The organism is Paenibacillus sp. ICGEB2008 (genome assembly GCF_000307675.1).
GTDB lineage: Bacteria > Bacillota > Bacilli > Paenibacillales > Paenibacillaceae > Paenibacillus > Paenibacillus polymyxa.
On the sequence record NZ_AMQU01000011.1, the window covers coordinates 155,498 to 176,346 of the forward strand.

19 protein-coding genes and 1 pseudogene are annotated in these 20,849 nt (G+C 46.6%); 10 read left to right on the plus strand and 10 right to left on the minus strand.

Annotation, left to right across the window (positions count from 1 at the left end):
* The first annotated feature begins 221 nt into the window (after positions 1-221).
* The gene (locus tag C400_RS0112195; RefSeq protein WP_017427146.1) at positions 222-1,718 is read left to right on the plus strand and encodes a phospholipase D family protein; all 1,497 of its coding nucleotides are present in this window, start codon (positions 222-224) and stop codon (positions 1,716-1,718) included.
* A 42-nt stretch (positions 1,719-1,760) separates the two neighbouring features.
* Here the strand turns inward: C400_RS0112195 and cls are convergent, their stop codons facing one another.
* A complete protein-coding gene (gene cls, locus C400_RS0112200) occupies positions 1,761-3,272 on the minus strand; it encodes a cardiolipin synthase (RefSeq protein ID WP_017427147.1) in 1,512 nt (503 codons plus the stop codon).
* A gap of 198 nt (positions 3,273-3,470) precedes the next feature.
* On the opposite strand from cls, the gene C400_RS0112205 reads away from it, so the two are divergent.
* From C400_RS0112205 to C400_RS0112220, 4 genes are read left to right on the plus strand one after another with little or no spacing between them, the layout of a single operon-like run.
* Positions 3,471-4,064, plus strand: coding sequence for a TetR/AcrR family transcriptional regulator (locus C400_RS0112205; protein WP_017427148.1), 594 nt, complete (start codon positions 3,471-3,473; stop codon positions 4,062-4,064).
* Between the two features lie 45 nt (positions 4,065-4,109).
* Complete coding sequence (locus C400_RS0112210) at positions 4,110-4,451, plus strand: DMT family transporter (protein ID WP_017427149.1); 342 nt, start codon at positions 4,110-4,112, stop codon at positions 4,449-4,451.
* Positions 4,451-4,765 carry a DMT family transporter gene (locus tag C400_RS0112215; RefSeq protein ID WP_016822860.1) on the plus strand — a complete coding sequence of 105 codons (315 nt, stop codon included), beginning with the start codon at positions 4,451-4,453 and terminating at the stop codon, positions 4,763-4,765. Before C400_RS0112210 ends, C400_RS0112215 begins: the two co-directional genes overlap by 1 nt.
* 14 nt (positions 4,766-4,779) lie before the next feature.
* Positions 4,780-5,712 (plus strand): 1-phosphofructokinase family hexose kinase, encoded by a 933-nt coding sequence (locus C400_RS0112220; protein ID WP_017427150.1) that lies wholly within the window; start codon positions 4,780-4,782, stop codon positions 5,710-5,712.
* A gap of 106 nt (positions 5,713-5,818) precedes the next feature.
* Here C400_RS0112220 and C400_RS0112225 read toward each other — a convergent pair whose 3' ends face one another.
* Complete coding sequence (locus C400_RS0112225) at positions 5,819-6,253, minus strand: Lrp/AsnC family transcriptional regulator (protein ID WP_017427151.1); 435 nt, start codon at positions 6,251-6,253, stop codon at positions 5,819-5,821.
* Positions 6,254-6,411: 158 nt separating this feature from the next.
* On the opposite strand from C400_RS0112225, the gene C400_RS0112230 reads away from it, so the two are divergent.
* Positions 6,412-6,873: a VOC family protein gene (locus C400_RS0112230; protein WP_017427152.1), complete on the plus strand. Its 462-nt coding sequence runs from the start codon at positions 6,412-6,414 to the stop codon at positions 6,871-6,873.
* A gap of 170 nt (positions 6,874-7,043) precedes the next feature.
* Positions 7,044-7,508 carry a DUF3592 domain-containing protein gene (locus C400_RS0112235; RefSeq protein ID WP_016822856.1) on the plus strand — a complete coding sequence of 155 codons (465 nt, stop codon included), beginning with the start codon at positions 7,044-7,046 and terminating at the stop codon, positions 7,506-7,508.
* Positions 7,509-7,519: 11 nt separating this feature from the next.
* Here C400_RS0112235 and C400_RS0112240 read toward each other — a convergent pair whose 3' ends face one another.
* Together C400_RS0112240 and mobA are read right to left on the minus strand one after the other, a co-directional pair.
* Positions 7,520-8,134, minus strand: coding sequence for a LysE/ArgO family amino acid transporter (locus tag C400_RS0112240; RefSeq protein ID WP_017427153.1), 615 nt, complete (start codon positions 8,132-8,134; stop codon positions 7,520-7,522).
* A 46-nt stretch (positions 8,135-8,180) separates the two neighbouring features.
* Positions 8,181-8,810, minus strand: a complete 630-nt coding sequence (gene mobA, locus C400_RS0112245; protein WP_017427154.1) for a molybdenum cofactor guanylyltransferase — start codon at positions 8,808-8,810, stop codon at positions 8,181-8,183.
* Between the two features lie 195 nt (positions 8,811-9,005).
* Here mobA and C400_RS0112250 point away from each other — a divergent pair, with 195 nt between their 5' ends.
* Positions 9,006-10,253 (plus strand): MFS transporter, encoded by a 1,248-nt coding sequence (locus C400_RS0112250; RefSeq protein WP_016822853.1) that lies wholly within the window; start codon positions 9,006-9,008, stop codon positions 10,251-10,253.
* Positions 10,254-10,379: 126 nt separating this feature from the next.
* Here the strand turns inward: C400_RS0112250 and C400_RS0112255 are convergent, their stop codons facing one another.
* Positions 10,380-12,059, minus strand: a complete 1,680-nt coding sequence (locus C400_RS0112255; RefSeq protein ID WP_038978192.1) for a glutamine--tRNA ligase/YqeY domain fusion protein — start codon at positions 12,057-12,059, stop codon at positions 10,380-10,382.
* A 206-nt stretch (positions 12,060-12,265) separates the two neighbouring features.
* On the opposite strand from C400_RS0112255, the gene C400_RS0112260 reads away from it, so the two are divergent.
* Positions 12,266-12,991: a hypothetical protein gene (locus C400_RS0112260; protein WP_017427156.1), complete on the plus strand. Its 726-nt coding sequence runs from the start codon at positions 12,266-12,268 to the stop codon at positions 12,989-12,991.
* Between the two features lie 84 nt (positions 12,992-13,075).
* Positions 13,076-13,624, plus strand: a complete 549-nt coding sequence (locus C400_RS0112265; protein ID WP_013373475.1) for a GNAT family N-acetyltransferase — start codon at positions 13,076-13,078, stop codon at positions 13,622-13,624.
* A 105-nt stretch (positions 13,625-13,729) separates the two neighbouring features.
* Here the strand turns inward: C400_RS0112265 and C400_RS0112270 are convergent, their stop codons facing one another.
* From C400_RS0112270 to C400_RS0112295, 5 genes and pseudogenes are all read right to left on the minus strand, one after another.
* Complete coding sequence (locus C400_RS0112270) at positions 13,730-14,224, minus strand: GNAT family N-acetyltransferase (RefSeq protein WP_016822850.1); 495 nt, start codon at positions 14,222-14,224, stop codon at positions 13,730-13,732.
* A 104-nt stretch (positions 14,225-14,328) separates the two neighbouring features.
* Positions 14,329-15,577 (minus strand): annotated as a pseudogene (locus C400_RS0112275) (MFS transporter).
* 46 nt (positions 15,578-15,623) lie between these two features.
* Complete coding sequence (locus C400_RS0112280; RefSeq protein WP_017427157.1) at positions 15,624-17,756, minus strand: molybdopterin-containing oxidoreductase family protein; 2,133 nt, start codon at positions 17,754-17,756, stop codon at positions 15,624-15,626.
* Between the two features lie 359 nt (positions 17,757-18,115).
* Complete coding sequence (locus tag C400_RS0112285) at positions 18,116-18,961, minus strand: formate/nitrite transporter family protein (protein WP_017427158.1); 846 nt, start codon at positions 18,959-18,961, stop codon at positions 18,116-18,118.
* Positions 18,962-19,355: 394 nt separating this feature from the next.
* Entirely contained in the window at positions 19,356-20,717 is a 1,362-nt protein-coding gene (locus C400_RS0112295; RefSeq protein WP_017427159.1) for an FAD-dependent oxidoreductase, read from the minus strand.
* Positions 20,718-20,849: the final 132 nt, after the last annotated feature.

Here is a 20,849-nt window from a genome sequence, read left to right on the forward strand (position 1 = left end):
TCCCCATATAAATGACTTTTGTATCTATTTAAGTATAGGTCAGCCTGCCTATAAAGGACATATGTCCTCAATTAATAAAACGTTCTTCATTTCATTCTGTTCAGCATTCCGCTTCAATCCTGTGGACTTGCGGTAATAATTAGACAGTATCTATATCATAATCTGCATGTTCGGTCACGATAAAATGGAATGCAGCATTCAATGGAGGAGCTGATCGTCGTATGACTAAACAAAATCCGCTGCATTCTGCGCCGGAATCCCAAAGAAAATTCATGTACAAGGGCCGTGCTCTTAAAATCGCCATTTTGGTGCTTATCCTGTGGCTGATTGCCGTTATGCTGTATCAAACCCATAAACCATTGCCTCCGTTCGTCTCTTATGAGAGTCAGGAGTATTCAACGAACGAGGTAAACTTTTGGACGGATTTGACCTACCCTACTGGGGATGGAAGCACTGTACAACATGAAGGGCAAATTTTGAATCGTATGCTCGGAATCATTGATGAAGCCCAGCAATTTATCGTCATTGACCTGTTTCTGTTCAACGATTATAAACATAAAGGGCAGCACTTCCCCGAAGTCAGCGCACAAATGGCCCAGCATCTTATCGCCAAAAAGAAAGCCCATCCTGAGATGCCTATCTTTTTCATTACAGATGAAGTCAATACCAACTATAATTCTGCTCCCAATCCTTTGTTGGAGAATATGAAGGAAGTAGGAATTCAGGTCGTGCAGACCGATGTAGATCCATTGCGGGACTCCACGCCCATCTATTCAGCGGTGTGGCGTACCTTTTTCCAGTGGTTCGGGCAGCAAGGCACAGGCTGGATTCCCAATCTGATGGCCAGTGACGGACCTGACGTTACGGCTCGCTCCTATTTAAAGCTGTTAAACGTCAAAGCCAATCACCGAAAATTGGTTACCAACGAGCAAACTGCTCTCATTTCTACAGGTAATGTTCACGATGCAAGTGCCTATCATTCCAATGTTGCCCTAGAAGTGAAGGGACCGATCATCGGAGATATTTTACAAACAGAGCAGGCGGTATTGGACTTCTCGGGCGGAGGGCAACTTCCTGTCTACACACCTCAAGCAGAGCCCCTAGTCCCATCAGGTAAGGACAGCTACCGGATCAAATATCTCACTGAAGGCAAAGTGTATGCCTCCGTTCTGAATGGCATTAAGCAGACGAAGCAAGGTGACAGCATTCATATGGGCATGTTTTATTTGGCTGATCGCAAAATATTGAATAGCCTGCTGGATGCCTCGGCACGCGGCGTAAACATCCAATTGCTGCTGGACCCCAATGAAAACGCGTTCGGTCAGGAAAAAATAGGCATCCCTAATCGTCCGGTTGCCCAAGAGTTGTCCGATAAATCGGATGGAAACATTCAAATTCGTTGGTATCATACTACCCATGAGCAATTCCATACGAAGCTGATTTATATTGCCAAGGCACAAGGAGAGCATTTGATTTGGGGTGGCTCTACCAATTTGACCCCCCGTAATTTGGATGATTTGAATCTGGAGAATGAACTGTGGGTGGCCGCTCCGGCGGACAGCAAGCTGACCCGACAGGTGGCGGCCTATTTTGATAAGCTGTGGAATAACCGGGGAGCTGAATACAGCCTGGAGCTGGCGGCCTACGAGGATCATTCAACATTTTGGAAAGATATTGTATACCGTCTCCAGGATATTTTGGGCTTTACTACATTTTGACTCTAAGATCTGCTTCCATATCCACAGCTCATCGTTTGTACATTACAGCAGTGGTGAAAGCAGCCGAGCGAGCGATTCCATCAAACGTTTGAACAGACGCTTTTTCATGAATTCCTCACGTACGATCAAGCTGGCATTGTGCAAATCTCGCTCATAGTCGTTCACCATCTGCTGCACACTGTGTGTTTGAATCAACAGAGCGTTCACTTCAAAATTCAAATGGAAGCTGCGCATATCCATATTGGCTGTCCCAATAGTCGCAACTTCCCCGTCAATAATGAGAAGCTTGGAGTGAAGGAACCCTTTTTCATATTCATATACCTTGACTCCCACCTCTAGCAACGATTGGAAGTACGAATGGGATGCGAGAAAAGGCAGCCATTTATCCGGTTTCGCGGGGAACAGAATACGCACATCCAACCCGGATAGAGCAGCCATCCGCAAAGCAGTCAGGATATCTTCATCCGGGATAAAATAAGGAGTGGCAATCCAGACGGATTTTCGAGCGGATGTAATCATGGAGAAAAACAGATTTTTAAGCACTCTCCGCTCGTTATCTGGACCGCTGGCAATAATCTGTACGCCGCCGTCCGTGATCGGTTCAATATCGGGAGACAGATATTCGCTATCCAGCACCGATTCGCCCGTCATATGAAGCCAATCCTGTAAAAATATAAGTTGCAGCGTCCGCACAGCTTCGCCTTTCACAATCATATGTGTGTCACGCCAAAAGCCGTAGGCTTTATTGCGGCTGAGATACTCATCTCCCACATTTAGGCCACCGATTAATCCAATATTACCGTCGATAACTACAATTTTACGGTGATTACGGTAGTTTACCCGGCTGGAGAAGAACAAAATCCGAGCGCCGCCGTATGCAACAACCTCGACTCCTGCATCTTTCATTTCCTTCAAAAATGCCTTCGATAACTGAATACTACCGACCGCATCGTACATAAACCGAACCTTAACACCCGCTTTAGCCTTTTCAATCAAAATTTTCTGAATGCTGGTACCGATATCATCCGAGCGGAAAATGTAATATTCCATATGGATATGATGCTGCGCCTTGCGCAGTTCTTCGAGCAGCGTGGAGAAGGTTTCATCTCCATTATTCAGAATCTGGGTTTCTGTCGCAAAATAAATCGGGGAGCGGGCCAATCTCCGGGCCAGGCGCATTAACTGCTGCTGCTCATCTGTAAAGCAGGTCAGATCTCGTTTGACCCGCAAAGCATCCTTTTCGATACGCTCATACGCCTGTTGGTCACGCAATGCCTTTTTGTCATACTTACGGCGCTTGAATACATTTTGCCCAAATAAAAAATAAAGAGGAAGTCCAACGACTGGCAACAACGCCAGCAGCAAAATCCATGACATGGTGGTGGAAGGATTACGATTCTCCGTGAAAATAATCAGACTTATGGAAATAACCGTCAAGGTAGAGAAAATACTGATGACAGTTCCTTCATTTTTACCGATGTAATTAAACAAGCCAAAATAATAAATAATAAACACCATAGCCGCGATCAATACGGCCAGTAAGCTTCGCCTCATAACTAACCTCACTTCCAATGGACTGCATTTGAACAGGTATTCCTCATTATATTGTACATGAGCCCCTTATTTCTTCCCACTTTTTTTATTTAAATGTTGAATAAAAAAAATCCAGAGTACATAATGAAATGTCGATGGGTTGACACTTACTTTTTTTCATGTGAAAATAAACTAACGAACGTTAGGTAGGTGATGATAATGGGAATGGAAGAGATTCGAAAGGCCGCTCTTTTCCAATTTGCCGCCAATGGGTATGAGGGAGCATCCTTGAGCAGTATTGCCGCCGAGGTTGGAATCCGAAAACCGTCTATATATGCGCATTTTCAGGGTAAGGAGGATTTGTTTTTGCAGGTGGCAAGTTACGCGTTTCAAGAGCAGAATTTACGTATTTTTGAATACTTTACGGAACGCAAAGAACAGTCGCTGGAGCATACACTGCATAATTTCTTGTTCTGGATGGAACAGGAATATGAGGGCAACAACTCAGCCAAGTTTATGCTTCGTTTTTCCTTTTTTCCGCCTGTATCTTTATATAACGAGGTACTGAATATTGTGAATCCTTTCCTGGAACAAATGGAGCGAAAATTAACTCGTCGCCTCCGAAATGTACGGGATCGGGAACCCTTTGGACATATGAAGCCAGCGGATGTGGCCTTAGCCTACATGACGCTGGTGGATGGAATCATGGTAGAGCTGCTGTACAGCGGAAGCACCAACTACCACCGAAGGCTGAACGCTGCATGGCCTATTTTTTGGCGTGGGATTACGTTAACTTCATCTCATGAAGGGTGAAGCAGTCGTAATTGAAAATTATACTGAATTGAGGAGAAATTCATCATGAATCGCAGTTGGATTTACGTTTTTGTTGGAGGCCTGATTGAGGTCGTATGGGTATCAGGCTTGAAGCATGCAGATTCTGAACTCACCTGGGCTGTAACTGTGCTGGCTGTGGTGGCCAGCTTTTATTTAATCATGAAGGCTGCAAAGCGTCTGCCTGTAGGCACGGTGTATGCTGTATTTACCGGACTGGGGACAGGGGGAACCGTCGTAGGCGAAATGCTGCTTTTCGGGGAACCGTTTCAATGGTCCAAAACGCTGCTAATCGCCCTTTTGCTAGCAGGTGTGATCGGCTTGAAGTTAGTTACCGATCGTGATGCTCAGGAAGGGAGTGGTGCATAATGGCTTGGATTGCATTGGTTATCGCGGGCTGCTCGGAAGTGCTTGGAGTCATCGGCATGAAGGGAGTTACGGTCGGTAAAGGGTGGAAGGCTTTAGCACTTATGATTTTATCCTTTATTCTTAGCTTCTCTCTGCTCAGCTTCGCCATGAAAAGTTTGCCGATGGGAACTTCTTATGCCGTATGGACAGGCATTGGAACCGTCGGCAGTACGATTACAGGCATGTTCTTGTATGGTGAGCAAAAAAGCGTACTGCGTGTTTTATTCATCGCCATGATTCTTGCCGCAGCATTGGGCTTAAAGCTGATTTCTTAAAGGAGTGATGCCTTGTGATTACCACCGTAACGCTTAACGCAGCAGTGGATAAAATCTACACGGTTGCAGGCTTTGGACTGAATGCCGTCCACCGCATTGAAGGGGGCTTAACGGTACCAGGCGGCAAGGGCGTGAATGCCGCTCGTGTCATTCGCACGCTAGGTCAGCCTGTACGGGCGACCGGGTTTGTAGCTGGACATACCGGACGGCTGCTCATCGACGGGTTGAGCGCGGAGGGCGTAAGCGCCGATTTCATCGAAACGGCATACGGGGAAACCCGTCTCGCCATAACCGTGCTCGACCCGGCTGCCCGCACGCAGACCGAGCTGATTGAGAGCGGCCCGACCGTTGGGCCGCTTGAACTAGCCGCACTGCGGCGCAAAATCGCGACCCTTGCCGAGGATTCGGCTTGGGTCGTTCTCTCCGGCAGCCTGCCACCCGGCTGCCCGTCCGATCTGTATGCCGAGCTGTGCACGCTGGCAAAGGAACGCGGCGCGCGCGTGGCGCTGGACGCGAGCGGCGAAGCGCTGCGCTTGGGGCTGCGCGGGAAGCCCGACCTCGTAAAGCCTAACGAGGAAGAGGCCGCCCGCTTCGCGGGGATCGACGCCACGCGCCCAGATGCCGCTGAAGCGGCGGCATCACAGCTGCTGGAAGCCGGAGCTCAGTTGGCAGTCATCTCGCTCGGCGCACGCGGGGCGCTAGCGGTAACGCGCGATGCACGCTACCGCGTAAGCCTGCCGGACGCGGACATTGTCAGCGCGCTCGGCAGCGGTGACGCCATGGTCGCCGGGCTGGTTAGCGGCGCGGTGGCGGGGCTGGAGCTCCCTGCCATGCTACGACAGGGAGCGGCCTGCGGCACGGCGGCAGCTCTGCACGCCATGGCCGGCAAGATCGAGCTTCAGGACGTGGAACGTCTGAAGCAAGGAATTACGGTGACGCTGGTGTAATTCAGCGTCACTTTTTTTTATTTCATCCAAATTATTTGCTTAATTTAATGTTACGAATAATAGCTTTCTGAATGATTTATGTTCCAAATATGCGTTGCCGGATGACTTACAACAAAACCCTGTTTTCCAGTATATTTTTCATACAAATATGCGATTTGGAAGGCCCCAGCTTGACTAGTGAATCCTGAAACTCTGCAATTTCCTCTACAGACGCGCTTTGTACCTTAATGAGATAATTAAATTCCCCGCTGATGCGAAACAAATCGGTAACCTCCTTCGCCTCCTTACAAAAATCAATCAGCTCTTGGCAATGTTCTGTCTTTATCAGAATAAACGTAGTTGTCCCTCGATTCAGTTCCCGTAAATTAAATACAGCATTATATCCAGAAATAATCCCTCGTTCTTCGAGCTTGGTCATTCTTTCTTTAACGGACGGTTGTGACATCGAAATTTCTTTGCTGATTTGGGAAATCGTTATTCGCGCATCATGCTGTAACAATTTCATGATTTTGTAGTCTATCTCGTCTATGTGATGCTGCATATCAAGTACCTCCTGATTCGAATTTAAAAAGTAACGTTTTTCATCTAAAATATCTTCGGTTTCATAACCAATATAGTATAAAAAGCTTATTTTAAATATATATGTAGCACATAATTATTCATATAATAAGGTTTACTTACATATAAGGAGGATCTGAAATGAGTGTGAAGGGACTAGCTCATGTGGCCATCCAAGCCCGTGATTATCAAGCAACCATTGCATTTTATACCGAAGTACTGGGATTTAAAAGAGGACATCACTGGAGTCTTCCATCCTTTCGGATTCAAGAAGCTTCCATGCTGATCTCACCTGACCAAAGAACCTGTCTCGAGATCTTTGATAACGATGCCGTCATTCCTGCCCAAGGGAAAAAGGCTGCATCCGAGCAGGATATTGCTCATGGGGCTTTATTACACCTCGCATTTTACGTAGACAATGTGGATGAAATATACCAAAAAGCCCTTGTCCACGGAGCAAGAACCTTTGTGGAACCCAATCAGCTTACACTTGGCGAACCTCCTCTACTAGTCACCAATGCATTAGTCCACAGCCCTAATGGTGAGGTTATCGAATTTATCGAGGATGTTGATTTTGACATGTCCCAAACGAGCAAGAAGTAGTCCGCACAGCTATTAAAAAGATCCACTTCCCGGGGAAGCGGATCTTTTTTTTATACTCCATTCATCTCCACCCTATTCTCTATGGAAAAATTAAACTATTCCTAAGTATTTCCGATATATTGTTTATCGCTTGTTTAAAGGAGTAGATTATCATTTCAATTGACTTCAATGTGTACTGGTTTCATTTTAGCTCCGATCTGCTCATGCCGTTGTTCAGCTTGATCGGTCTGCTGCTCATCTATTTCGGATTCAGAACGATCCGTCGCCACCGTTATCGTAAACGCCACTGGGTCCGTACCAAAGGGCAAATCGTTGACGCGCATATCGAAGTAGACATAGATGTCGTTCCTTTTGACCGTGATGATCCGGTAGATACCAGCTACACCCGCCGATTAAAGGTACGCTTCTATACCGCTTCAGGTGAAGTCGTGGAATTCTGGAATCCTTATAGTACCAATCTCAGCCTCAACCGGGTTGGCAGCAAGATTAAGGTATTATACAATCCGGCCAACCCTCGGGACGCCCGAATTGCTGGCGGTGTAAATGGTGCAGGCTGTCTGGCCTTTATGTTGTTTTTGATCGGTGTCCCCTTTGCTTTGAGCGGGGTATTCGCTTTATTGAAATTTTTCTTCTAACAAGGCTTGGGTCACATACTAGTCATAAAAGTTATCGCCATATAAATGGCCAGACCCAAAATAATCAGTGCCGATATTTTGTTGAGCATAGTACCAAACTTTCCTTCTGAATCCATACGTCCTACAAGCCGCCCCGCCGTTGCCAGACCCACAAACCATATCCACGATACTGACACGGCAGCCAGACCGAAGGCCCAACGTTCCCCGCCGTTATATTGAAGGGAGCTGGTTCCAATTACACCAACCGTGTCAAGTATGGCATGTGGATTCAGTAGCGATACCGAAGCGGCAAAGATCATCTGGCGTTTCGGCAGCATCGGCTGACTTTCTCCCGAGGAAGCAGCCTTGGACCTCCAAAGAGTCCAAGCCATATACAGCAAAAAAAAACAGCCCGCCGCATAAAGCACATTCGTGAGCCATAGAAATTGCTGCAAAATGAGGGATACTCCCCCAACTGCAAGCGTGATCAGAATGGTGTCACAGACACCCGCTGTAATGACCGCAGGCAAGGCATTGCGAAACCGCGACTGGGACGCCCCCTGATTAAACACAAATACATTTTGTACCCCTAAAGGCAAAATCAATCCCAATGCCAATAAAACGGCATGAATAATAGCTTCCAGCATGTTATGTACTCCCCCAAATTCATTGCCTAATATTCTCTAAATGCTTCTAATCCTTCCGGAACTGCTCTAACACAAGCTTGTAATCCTGAGGTTTGTTCATGTTGAACACGGCATTGTGCCACATATTCTCTGTCACTCCCGGCATGTCCTCTATAGTGGCATAACGAACATTCAACGTTTCCAACCATTCGGTGAGACGGAGCCGTTTATTCCGCAAACGTTCCTCAGCAGATGGCAGTATGCTCCGATGATACACTCCCAGCAAAGGATGCATACGTCCAGCCACAGAAGCAATTACCGCTTGCAGTGGTGATTCCGCTACTTCTTTGGGTGCCGCCCACTTTTCAGTTAAAACGAGCAAGGCTTGCAGCACTTCCAGCTGTACAAAAGGCATATCACAGGCCACGACTATTCCCCATTCGGTAGTAGATGCAGATAAGCCTGCATGAATACCACTCAAGGGTCCCATACCCGGATAGATATCAGATATAGTCTCAATACCGCTCAGTCCATATTCTTGATCGTCACGAGTGACTACTACCACCCGTTGGACCGCCTGCTGTAAGGTAATAAATGTCCGTTCAAGCATAGTAGCTCCCTCAATCTCAAGCAGGGCCTTATCCTGTCCCATTCGGCTGGAACGTCCTCCTGCGATGATAATACCAGTCACTTCCACGGAAAACTCCTCCTTTTTTTCTAAAAACAATCACAAATATGCATATGGAATTTTGGACAAAATTGAAATTTACATAATTGTAATTTTATTGGTTTGTTAACCCTTTCAACACATGATACATTGGAATAAAGAACATTCCCACAGATCGACATCGGTGCGTAGTTCTCTATCGGGCTAAGAAAGGAATGGCTTGTCTTGCAAAAGAGAGAAATTCAAGAGACTCCCCTATATTCCCTAAAGCTATATAACTTTTTTCTATATGGAGCTATGGTCATTTTCTCCAGCTTCTTTCCGTTGTATCTACAAGATATCGGCATGGACAAGCTGGAAATCGGGAGTCTGATGGCCATCGGACCTTTTGTATCTGTATTCGCGAATCCTTTCTGGGGATATACAAGCGACCGCAGCCGAAATCTCCGACGTATCCTACTATTTATGATTATAGGTACACTGTTACTGCTCCAAGCTTTATTTCATGTTCACACGTATGTCATGATTTATGTGTCGATGATTGGCTTTTACTTTTTTCAAAGCCCGTTATTTGCCCAAAGCAATACCCTGATTCTCAGTTATATTGAGGGCACAGACCGGAAATTTGGTTCATTTCGCATATGGGGTTCCTTCGGTTGGGCTGTGACTGCGGCAGTTGCCGGCATCGTTGTTGACCACACAGGAGTATCCAGTATATCGACTATCTTTACGATACTTCTTCTAGCTGCATTGATCTGCACTTTGGCAATTCCACCACTGAAAAGCACTGTGGAGACGGCAACCATTCATTTGCGTGGCTTTGGCAGTATTATATTAAACGGATATTTCATATCCTTCATTTTGTTAGGCATCCTTGTATCAATTCCTAATTCAATCAACGGCGCCTTTATGTCCTTGTACATCACCGAACTGGGTGGGTCCAAGCTGATGCTTGGTTTTGCCGTTTTTATGTCATCGGTATTCGAAATTATTGTCTTTTTACTGTTTGATCGCTTCTTGAGGAAAAAAATGACCGTGATGGTCGGCTGTTTGGCACTCGTCAGTTTGCTATTTGCCTTACGTTGGGAACTCATGGCGCTGGCTACAGACCCGATCCAGATCGTGTTCATTCAGGCACTTCATTGTGTCACCTTCGGTGGATATTTCTATGTAGGCACCCAGTTGACCGTCCTGTTCACTCCTGCAGCATACCGATCATCCGGACAGGCCGTATATACCTTGACCTGGAGTGGTATATCCGGTATCGTAGCAGGTTTTGCTGGCGGTTGGCTATTCCAGAACTTCGGCGGTGAAATGATGTACCATGCAGGTGTCTTCTTCGCCCTGCTGGGCTCTGCGGGATTCGCTATCATGTGGTATATGCTGTACAAGAACGGCTACCAGCCAGGGCATGGCGGCGAGCACAAACCAGGCGAGCATAAACCAATAGAAGAAGCACCACAACGACAATAGAGTGTCTCCAAGTCAATGGTCATGCTCTGAAGAACGGTTGTGCGTAAAATAAAGGAGTCTGCCGTTGGCAGACTCCTTTTCACTTGGTCGCACGAAGCAACCATCCGTCCCACTGTTTCCAACGTCTTATTGCTTAGGCAATTGGAAAGAGCTTTTCAATGATACCACACGGTTAAATACAGGCTCACCCGGTTTGGAAAGCTTCGGATCTACACTGAAATAACCATGACGGAAAAATTGGAACTTGTCCTGCGATTGTGCTTCTTTCATATTCCGCTCCACATAGCCATGAGCAATTTCCAAAGAGTTCGGATTTAATTGATCAAGGAATGTTTTTTCCGATCCATCCTCTTCCAGCACCTCTGGTTCCTCTGCGTTAATCAATGGCTCATACAAACGGAATTCAGCCGGAACAGCCTGAGTAGCCTCAACCCAATGGATTGTACCTTTCACTTTACGTCCCGTAAAGCCCGATCCACTCTTGGTTTCTATATCATAGGTACAGTGGATCTCCGTTACACGACCGTCCGCATCCTTAATGACATCGTTGCATTTAATGAAGTAAGCATGTTTGAGACGCACCTCATTACCAGGGAACAAACGGAAGTATTTGCTCGGCGGATTCTCCATGAAATCCTCACGCTCAATATAAATCTCACGAGAAAACGGAATTTGGCGTGTTCCAAGCTCCGGATTTTCTGTATTGTTCTCCGCCTCCAGCATTTCCACTTGTCCTTCAGGATAGTTCGTAATGACCACCTTCAACGGATCTATAACTGCCATCGTACGAGGAGCCTTAAGCTTCAAATCCTCACGTGCAAAATGCTCCAGCACCTGCAAATCAATGACTCCGTAGGCTTTGGAAATGCCTGTCTCATATACGAAGCTGCGAATGGCCTCTGGCGTATAGCCGCGACGACGCAAACCGGAAATGGTTGGCATCCGCGGGTCATCCCAGCCGTCTACGTGTTTTTCATCAACCAGAAGCTTGAGCTTACGTTTGCTGGTTACCGTTTGAGCTAGATTTAGCCGTCCAAATTCGTATTGATGAGGTACGTTTTCCATCTCGCATTCAGCTACAACCCAATCGTACAGTGGTCGTTGATCTTCGAACTCAAGCGAACAAAGCGAATGGGTTACGCCCTCAATTGCATCTTCCAGCGGATGAGCATAGGAATACATCGGATAGATGCACCAGGTATCGCCTGTATTGTGATGGGCCGTGTGTGAAATACGGTAAATAACCGGGTCACGCAAATTGATGTTTGGCGAAGCCATATCAATCTTGGCACGCAACACCTTTTCACCATTCTGGTATTTGCCTGCACGCATCTCTTCAAACAGCTTCAGATTGTCTTCCACACTGCGATCCCGATAGGGGCTGTTTTGTCCCGGTTCTGTCAGTGTTCCGCGCGTTTCACGGATTTGGTCCGCACTTTGGTCATCTACGTAGGCTTTCCCCTTTTGGATCAGCAGGATAGCACGCTTGTACATCTCTTCAAAGTAATTGGAGGCAAAATGTTTCTCCTCCCATTCATAGCCAAGCCACTTTACGTCCTCCTGAATGGAGTTCACATATTCCGTGTCTTCCTTCGCCGGATTGGTGTCATCAAAGCGCAGGTTCGTGCGTCCTCCGAATTCATCTCCCAACGAGAAATTGATCCAGATGGCTTTAGCATGTCCAATATGCAAATATCCGTTGGGTTCAGGTGGAAAGCGTGTAACAACCTCCTTGACCTTACCCGTACGTAAATCCTCTTCAATAACATTTTTAATAAAATTGGGGGGAGTAATCGGCTTCTCCACACTAATCAACCTTTCTTCCGTATAATCTGTATACAACCTGTTCCCTTAAATATACCCTTTCACACCGCATAACTCAATAAAATGAAAATCGGGATGCTCTCTTCAGCAAAAAAAGATGCAAGTTATGAAAAAGAGTTAACATTTTCGGCAAATAAATTCGTTATAGTGTATATATCTTTTATTTTACCGGAAAAGGAGACCCACCCGTGTTTAAGCTGTTGATCGTCATCCTGCTGTCTATGCTACTGTCCTCTTCCGTTATGACTACCGATCATCCTTCTTCAAGCATGGTGACCGAAACTGCATTATCTCATCCGCTGGCCAGCGCGCCAGAAGACTCATCTGTCCGCTTATATGCCGTGAGCCCGTCTCAGGGGCTCTTTCATTCAGCCGTACTGGAAATCGGCCAGCAGCGCCGAACATTCCAGTGGTCGGGCTCGGCGGATATTTCCACCGCACCACAGTTATTTTACAGAGATGTAAACGAAGACGGGATCCGTGAAGCCGTTGTCATTCTCACGCGTGCCTCGGGAACGGGTGTGGAATTGCAGGAGTTGCATATTGTTAACGTACAGACAATGGAGGAATATGCCGTTGAATCAGCGGAAAATGCTGTATCCCAGCGAGTACACAGCTCCGTGGAGCTACGTGACCACAACCGCCAGGTACATATCGCTGTTATGATTGACGGTACTACACACACGATGGACCCCAAAGCGTCTGTATTTTACGATGATCCAGCCCAGTTTACAAAGCATCTCGATTTTAGCTCTGTTGTAATGTATGACGCCGAACAATTCCCACTCCATGCCACTGTATCCGGTAGCGTATCGCCAAGCGAATTTGTAGGGGATTTGGATCTGAAATATGTATACGAGCAGGGGCGGTTCCGGGTGGGACCTATAAAGTTTGAAGCTTCCTCTCCCTTTTGACGACTCTCGCAGAATAAGGTAGCATGGGATTAAATGCTAGACTGGCTGGTTTAGCGATTTTCCGAGTGAAAGAGGGGATTAATCATGTTTACATATGCGTTGGACGAACGCACAGTCCTTCGGCCGCTCACCAAGGAGCATGTGCAGCCTCTGTTTGAGCTGATCGAAATGTCCCGTGACCGTCTGCGTCAATGGCTTCCATGGGTAGACTCCACCACGGAAATCAGCCATACAGAGCAGTTCGTGCAAGGCGCCTTGAAACAAGCCGCAGAGAACGGTAGCCTGACCGCTGGAATTTGGATAGACAACGAGCTTGCTGGCATCATCAGCTACCATGAGATCAATTGGGCTCACCGTTCGGTTAGCATCGGATACTGGCTTGGGCACGGTTACGAAGGACAGGGTCTCATGACCAGTGCCTGCCGCGTATTCGTCGAATATGCGTTGATGGAGTTGGACTTGCATCGGGTCGAAATCCGTTGTGCAACGACAAACCGCCGCAGCCGCGGTATTCCAGAACGCCTGGGCTTTGTGCTCGAAGGCATTGTACGCGAAGCAGAGTTGCTGCCAGATGGCTATATGAACCACGCAGTGTATGGTATGCTCCAGAATGAATGGAAGCAACTTCGATAGCCTTGTACTGCACAACAACGCCGCAGGCCTGATCAGGTCTGCGGCGTTGTTGATTATGAACTGGACATCACAACCGAATGTTGCTGCCTGTCTGTATCATCCGGTCTATTTTAAGAAATAGGCCATTAGAACATCATCCACAAATTGGCCTGCGATATAAAACTCCTCATGCAGCCGCCCTTCAATTGCAAAACCGCATTTTTCATAAAACATAAGGGCTTCCGTGTTACAGGACAGTACACGCAAACTTAACTTGCGGATGCCCTCCGCAGCTGCAATCTCCTTCATGGAGTTCATGAGCGCCGTCCCAATACCTTTGCGATGATAGTCTGGACGCACAGCTATATTTATTTCGAGCACATGACAATTACTAGCCAACAGCGTTGGAGGACGAAATCCAATATACCCGCAGAGCACTTCCTGTTCGATGGCAACCAGTTGAGAGCCTGGAGGCGTATTGCGCAGAAACTCTCCGCGCGACTTCCATGACAGCGAAGCAGGAGCCGTGCGTTCATTCCATACCAATTCATCCAGCGCAATCAGATCAGGAGCATCCTTCATCTCCGAATGACGTATCGTCAAGGGTTGACTTGTAAACAATTCCTTTCAATCCTTCCTGTGAAGGCTTTCCTGAAGCAATAACTGCAACCATTCGTCACTTATTGTACCATAATCGCAGCTCATTACTGAACTTTTATTAGGACTTAAGGACTGGGAACGTCCATCTTGGAAGAAGTGTCAAAATCACCCATATTGTGACGGTAACGATTCAACCAGCTATGCAGGACGAAAAATAGAATCGACAACACCGCTACGCCCGCTGCCAGCCAAAGTGTAGGAGGTAACCCACCGCCATCATACAACTTTCCCATAAAATAAGGTCCCATCACCCGTCCGGCTGCACCAATGCCCCCCACAAGTCCAATGTAAAAGGGGGCGCCCCGACCTCCATGATCAGACAGGAATGCTGGAACCGCAGGTGCAATCAGCATTTCTCCCAGAGTCGCCAGTACCATAGCGAATATCATCCCAGTATAGTTCTGTGTGCCCAGTATGACAATATAAGCTGCCAAATAAAATCCTCCAGCCCATGTCATTTGCGCAGAAGCGTGATGAGCGTACAGCCGTTTGATCCAGAAAATAATAGGTTGTGCGGCAAAAATGAGAATACCATTCAACGTCCATAATAATCCATACATCGTTTTAGGCAAGCCCTGTTCAATAATATGGGGAGAGACTCCCGTATTCCAGATCGAATTGCCGAACCATAAAAAAAAGCGAGCCTAACCCCACAAAGAGATACAGCCTGGTATCACGAAACAGCAACCGAGCGGGTATTTCTTCTTTTTTCATCACAGACTTGCTGAGCTGGACTTCTCCCTCTTCCCGATCTACCCTGCTTAGATAAGACCAGAAGAATCCAGCAAATACCGCAGAAGTCACCCCGTTCATCACAAAGCTGAGCTGATAGGAAAGGTCGGCCAGAACGCCGCTCAGTCCCGTTCCGAGTGCCACCCCAATATTGTTCGCGACATAAATGATATTAAACAGCTCTCCACGTCGGTCAGCAAAACGAAAACCTACAAAAGCCTGAATCGCAGGCACGGATACTACATTAAAAAAGCCGATAATGCCCATCATGATGACAAAAGCTACCCAATGACCACTGGTAAATGGAAGCGAGAGAAGTCCCAACGCATTCATGGCCAGTGAGCCGACAATCAGTTGCTTGGCTCCAATACGATGATAAAGGGCTCCGCCCAGCACTTGACCGAAAATTCCGCCTAAAGACTGCACTAAAATTGCAATCCCCGCATCTTCCATACTACGGTTCAGTTCGTCAAATACATACATGCTAACGAGCGGCCACATGAGGGAACTTCCGGCGGAATTAATCAGGCTGGCAATGAGAAATACTTTTACTTCTTTCGGATAAGACTCCAACCATTTCATATGTTTTACTTCTCCTTTTGCACCTGGCGCCATGAAAGGCAGTTTCTCATTGGCGCTTCACATTCACCACCGTTGAGAAAAAAGTAGCCCCCTGCCCCATATCCGACAGCCGGTCAGAGGTTAACGCATTGGCGCGCTGTCTGCGTCCTTTGCCTTTCCACCATAATCCTTGGCTAATCACCGTGCCGGGCAGCATCAGATCGGTGACCTTGGCTTTCAATTCATACATTCCCCTGTCATTCCAGACGGTAACCGGATCACCATCTGCGATGTCTCTTGCCTGAGCATCCTCCGGGTGAATTTGCAGCAAGGGCTCCCGTTCCAAGCGCTGATGTTTGGGCAAATTAGCAAATGTAGAATTCAAAAAATTATGGTTTGGCGGTGAAACAAACATCAATGGAAAACGGTCATCCGCTTGCGGCCGATGCTCTCCGTCATACCCTTCGACCAGCGGTACATAGGAGGGCAATGCAGGCAGACCTGCTTGTTTCATCTTTTCCGAATACAACTCGATCTTGCCTGAAGGAGTAGTTAAACGCTCCAAATAAGTAGCCTTTGGCGTCATATCGAGCTTTACAAAAGGCAACTTTGTTAAGGCATCCAAGGTTACACCATTGAGATAAGGGTTCGTTGGATTATCAAGCGCGCCTGCGATCATATCCTCTTCACTTTCCGTAAAGGCAGCTTCATCAAAGCCCATTGCCTGTCCGAGCAGGCTAAATAGCTCATAATTGCTTTTGCTTTCACCTAACGGATCAATAACAGGCTTCTGCATCTGGATATAGTGGTGCCAATACGATTTGTATAGATCTGTTCCTTCAAAAGAAGACGCAGCAGGCAGCACAATATCTGCATAGCAGGCCGTATCAGTAAGGAACAGGTCATGAACAACCGTAAACAGATCCTCTCGTTCAAATCCCTCCGTTACCCGTTGCGAATCGGGTGCTACAACTACCGGATTACTACAATATACGAATAACGCCTTAATCGGCTGTTCCTTTTGTAGCAGCGCCTCTCCAATCCGGTTCATGTTGATCACCCGGGCATCCGGGTTCTGTCGCAGATCAGGACGCTCCAGATGGGCGCTGTTAATCTTGGCATAAGCGCCATTGGAGCGCGACGCTCCTCCGCCGTGCTTCAACCATTGTCCAGTGAGTGCAGGCAAGCATGTAACTGCGCGTACGTTCATACCGCCATTATCATGGTGCTGAAGCCCATTTCCAATATTGATATAGGCCGCTCGCGCCTTTCCGTACATTTCCGCCAAACGGATAATATCCTCTTTCGGCACGCCGGTAATCCGCGAAACCCGCTCTGGTGTATAGGTCTTAACATGCTCGCGCAGTTCCTCGTGACCTACAGTATAGCGATGTAAAAATTCGTCGTCTGTCAGTCCCTGATCAAACAGTACATGCATAACCCCCAGCGCAAGCGCCGTATCCGTACCCGGATATAATGGAATGAACCAATCCGCCCATTGCGCCGTCCGGTTGCGATGAACATCAATTACGACCACCTTAGCACCTTTTTTACGTGCTTTCTCAGCCAATACGACCTGATGCATGTTGGTGCTTATGACATTTCCACCCCATACAATAATGAGCTCTGCATCTTCTGTATCCTCCGGGCTCGTGCCGCCCTTAAACCCCATAACGGATGCCCAGCCTTCATTCCCAGCCACGCTACAAATCGTCTGATCCAGCTGGCTTGAACCCAGTGCATTGAAAAAGCGACGATCCATTCCATCCACACTCAATACGCCCATATTGCCATAAAAGCTGTAGGGGAGTATGGATTCCGGTCCATCCGTACGTATCAGCTCCTTGAACCGACCTGTAATGGTATCGACCGCTTCCTCCCAGCTAATTCGTTCAAATTTCCCTTCCCCTTTGGCACCTACACGCTTCAACGGATAAAGCACCCGATCCGGATCATATACGCGCTCGGTCATATTGCGGACTTTGTTGCATATAGCCCCTTTGGTAATGGGATGATCCGGATTACCAGTCACCTTGACTATCTTTCCATCTTCCTTGTGAAGCAGGAGCCCACACGTATCCGGGCAATCCAACGGGCATACAGCCGGAAAAATACCATTCTGCTGCTCCGTCATCCGCTGTCCTCTTTGTAGATTTTGTTGAAGTGTGGCCTCAAGAGGCGCGCTATTGCGATGATCCATGGTTAAATGCTCCTTTCCGTTACCGTTTCCAAAAATTACACTGTTCTTATCATATCTACAGCTTTGGCCTATGGCAAGAGAAGGATTTTACCACACAGTAGCTCTCCAAAATATAAAAAAAAATCCGTCTGCTGCATAGAGCAAAACGGATTTTAAAAAAGTATAATTATTTTTTTTATCATTCTGTTTCATCATTACATACCCAGGGTAAAAGAGATCAAGGCATTATGGACGAGAGCACACTCATCCTCCATGCCAAATCATGGACCACTCCCAAAAAAATCCGCCATGACAGGTTTCGTTCCCCCGGGCCTGTCATGGCGGATTTGCTTTGTTTATTGCTTCATAAAGTAACGTGATTATGCATGATCACTCAACGGCTTGGATGTAACTGAAGAAGTAGTTTGAGGTTCATTCACGGAATGTGTGTTGGCTTGAGTTTTTTTCAGATAGGCCAGCCAGTAGGCTCCAGCCACAAACAGACTGCCTCCTACCAAATTCCCCAACCAGACCGGAATGAAATTCATAACATACTCTGCCCACGAAAAATGACCTGCAAATATAGCCGCCGGAATGAGAAACATATTGGCAACAACGTGCTGGAATCCAATAGCAACAAAGGCCATGGTCGGGAACCAAATTCCCATAATTTTTCCACCAACGGAGTCTGTGCTGTACGCTAACCATACAGCAAGTGCTACGAGCCAGTTACATCCTATACCTGATATAAAAGACTGCAAAAAGCTTTCATGCAGCTTATGTCCTGCCATATCCACCACTTTATCCAGGTAAGGACCCGTTTCGGTCAAGCCTAGAACATGCCCAAAGAAAAATGCAACAAATAATGCACCTGCAAAATTACTGAGCGTAATAATTGCCAAATTACGAAGCATGGCTCCTGTCTTAATTCGTCCTGCCCATCTTGCCAAAGGGACTGCCATCATATTGCCGGTCAGCAATTCCCCACCAGCTATCAAAACTAACACCAGACCTACAGGGAACACCGCAGCTCCAATAAAGGTAGCAATGCTTCCCCATTCTTTAGGTGCACTTGCAATAACGCGTATATCCAGCAAAAACCCGAGTGCAATAAATGCACCTGCCAAAAATCCCAATACCACCGCCACAGTCCACGGGTTGTTCGCCTTGGCCACTCCTGTTTCCACCGTCTTTTCGGCAATTTGCCCCGGTTTATAGCTTGCCATCTGCCCCCGCTCCTTTAATATCTTTTAAACAAAATATTCTTCTTTCATATTTTATTTAAAATCAGTGATTTTGTTTGTGAAAAAAATCACTTTCTTAGCTATAAAAAAAAACAGCCCTCGAAAAAGGACTGTCTTTCTATTTTATTACATCTACTGCTACTGCGCTGCTATGCGCTTTACATTTAATTATATTCTTCCTTTTCAACGGCTTTCAAGAACCAAAGTACTCCGCCCAGACCGATGGCTGCGACAACTACAAGAAAAAGGATATAAAACAAACCCATTATCTACTTCTCCCCCTAATCCTTATGCTCTCTATATTGTACTATAAGGATTCATCCGTACGCTTTCAGATTGTTGACAAACTTATGAACAATGTCACAGACAAATCGGATTATACAGTAACTGGGTTCCGTTCGGATAGTATAGGCAATGCCTGCAAACCTGCCGCGTTCAGGAAATTCCAAGGCTTGTTATAGTGCGGCTGGAAGAAGAAATCGACAAAGGCCAACTGATCAATGGTCATATGATTTTGAATGGCTACAGACAGGGTGTTAATGGATTGCGTCAAATCGACCTTCGACATAATTTGTGCCCCAACAATTCTCCGTGTCTCCTGCTCATATACAACCTTCAGCAACACCTTTTCAGAAGTTGGCATAAACTCAGGACGGTAGCTGTCCTCAATGGTTACAGCTTCTACAGTCATCCCCTCGTCCGTTGCTGCGGCTTCCGTCATTCCTGTTCCTGCAATATTGTCTTCGTAAATTTTGATACCCGAGGTTCCTTGTGTTCCCATGTAGGCAATGGTAGGTTGTACCAGATTACGTGCCACCAGCGTACCCATACGAACCGCATTGGTCGCCAATGGGATATAAGCTGTTTTGCCGGTCGGATTATAACGAATTGCACAACTGTCGCCTGCTGCAAACACGTCTGGGCAGCTACTTTGCATATAATTGTCCACAATGATCGCACCGTTAGGCAACATATCTACCTGACCTTTGAGCAGATCCGTTTGAGGTCGGAAACCGATACAGAGTATAACAAGCTCTGTTTCATATTCTCCTTTGGAGGTCACGACCTTACTTACTTTACCGTTAGTCCCCTCAAAACGACTTACTGTCTCGCCAAGTACCAGCTTAATGCCATGTTCTCTCAGGGAATTCTCAATCCGGTCTGTATACTCATGGTCTAAATACTTATTCAATATACGATCAGCACTGTCGATCAGTGTTACGTTCTTACCGTTCATTTGAAAAGCTTCTACCAGCTCAACACCAATGTATCCAGCTCCCACGACAGTAATGTTCTGTACGTGCTGGGCTTTCTCAATGATTTCATTCGAATGATTATAGTTTTTGCAGAGCAAAATATGATCAAGTTCAATGCCTTCCAGCTTCGGAATAATTGGCCACGATCCAGTAGTCACAATCAATTTATCAAATGTATCCGTAAATTCCTCACCTGTTTGGAGATTACGTGCATGCAGCGTCTTGCCCGCTGTATCTACACTCGTTACCTCATGAAGCATCTTGGTCACTACACCCATATCAGCCAGTTGATCTGGGGACGAATAAAACAATCCGTGCGGATCTTTGACGACACCACCTACATACAGTGCAATACCACAAGATAAAAATGAAATATTGTCATTACGCTCATAGACCGTAATTTCGGCATCTGGATAACATTTAGCTGTGTTGACTATGGCTGCCGTACCTGCGTGTGTACATCCGATAACTGCTACTTTCATGTTGAATTCCTCCTTGGTGTGTGGGCATAAAATGTATAATAATTGTGAATACTTTCACTTAGATAACTCGTTGCTTCTTGTGATTTATTTCACTTCATGCGCTTATTATAGTGTGATATTTTTCACATTACA

Excerpts from the sequence above, each read along its gene's own strand:
- C400_RS0112195 (WP_017427146.1), top strand. The coding sequence starts at position 222 with ATGACTAAACAAAATCCGCTGCATTCTGCGCCGGAATCCCAAAGAAAA.
- C400_RS0112210 (WP_017427149.1), top strand. The coding sequence starts at position 4,110 with ATGAATCGCAGTTGGATTTACGTTTTTGTTGGAGGCCTGATTGAGGTC.
- C400_RS0112285 (WP_017427158.1), bottom strand. The coding sequence starts at position 18,961 with ATGGCAAGCTATAAACCGGGGCAAATTGCCGAAAAGACGGTGGAAACA.
- C400_RS0112215 (WP_016822860.1), top strand. The coding sequence starts at position 4,451 with ATGGCTTGGATTGCATTGGTTATCGCGGGCTGCTCGGAAGTGCTTGGA.
- C400_RS0112295 (WP_017427159.1), bottom strand. The coding sequence starts at position 20,717 with ATGAAAGTAGCAGTTATCGGATGTACACACGCAGGTACGGCAGCCATA.
- C400_RS0112230 (WP_017427152.1), top strand. The coding sequence starts at position 6,412 with ATGAGTGTGAAGGGACTAGCTCATGTGGCCATCCAAGCCCGTGATTAT.
- C400_RS0112265 (WP_013373475.1), top strand. The coding sequence starts at position 13,076 with ATGTTTACATATGCGTTGGACGAACGCACAGTCCTTCGGCCGCTCACC.
- C400_RS0112240 (WP_017427153.1), bottom strand. The coding sequence starts at position 8,134 with ATGCTGGAAGCTATTATTCATGCCGTTTTATTGGCATTGGGATTGATT.
- cls (WP_017427147.1), bottom strand. The coding sequence starts at position 3,272 with ATGAGGCGAAGCTTACTGGCCGTATTGATCGCGGCTATGGTGTTTATT.
- C400_RS0112225 (WP_017427151.1), bottom strand. The coding sequence starts at position 6,253 with ATGCAGCATCACATAGACGAGATAGACTACAAAATCATGAAATTGTTA.
- C400_RS0112205 (WP_017427148.1), top strand. The coding sequence starts at position 3,471 with ATGGGAATGGAAGAGATTCGAAAGGCCGCTCTTTTCCAATTTGCCGCC.
- C400_RS0112280 (WP_017427157.1), bottom strand. The coding sequence starts at position 17,756 with ATGGATCATCGCAATAGCGCGCCTCTTGAGGCCACACTTCAACAAAAT.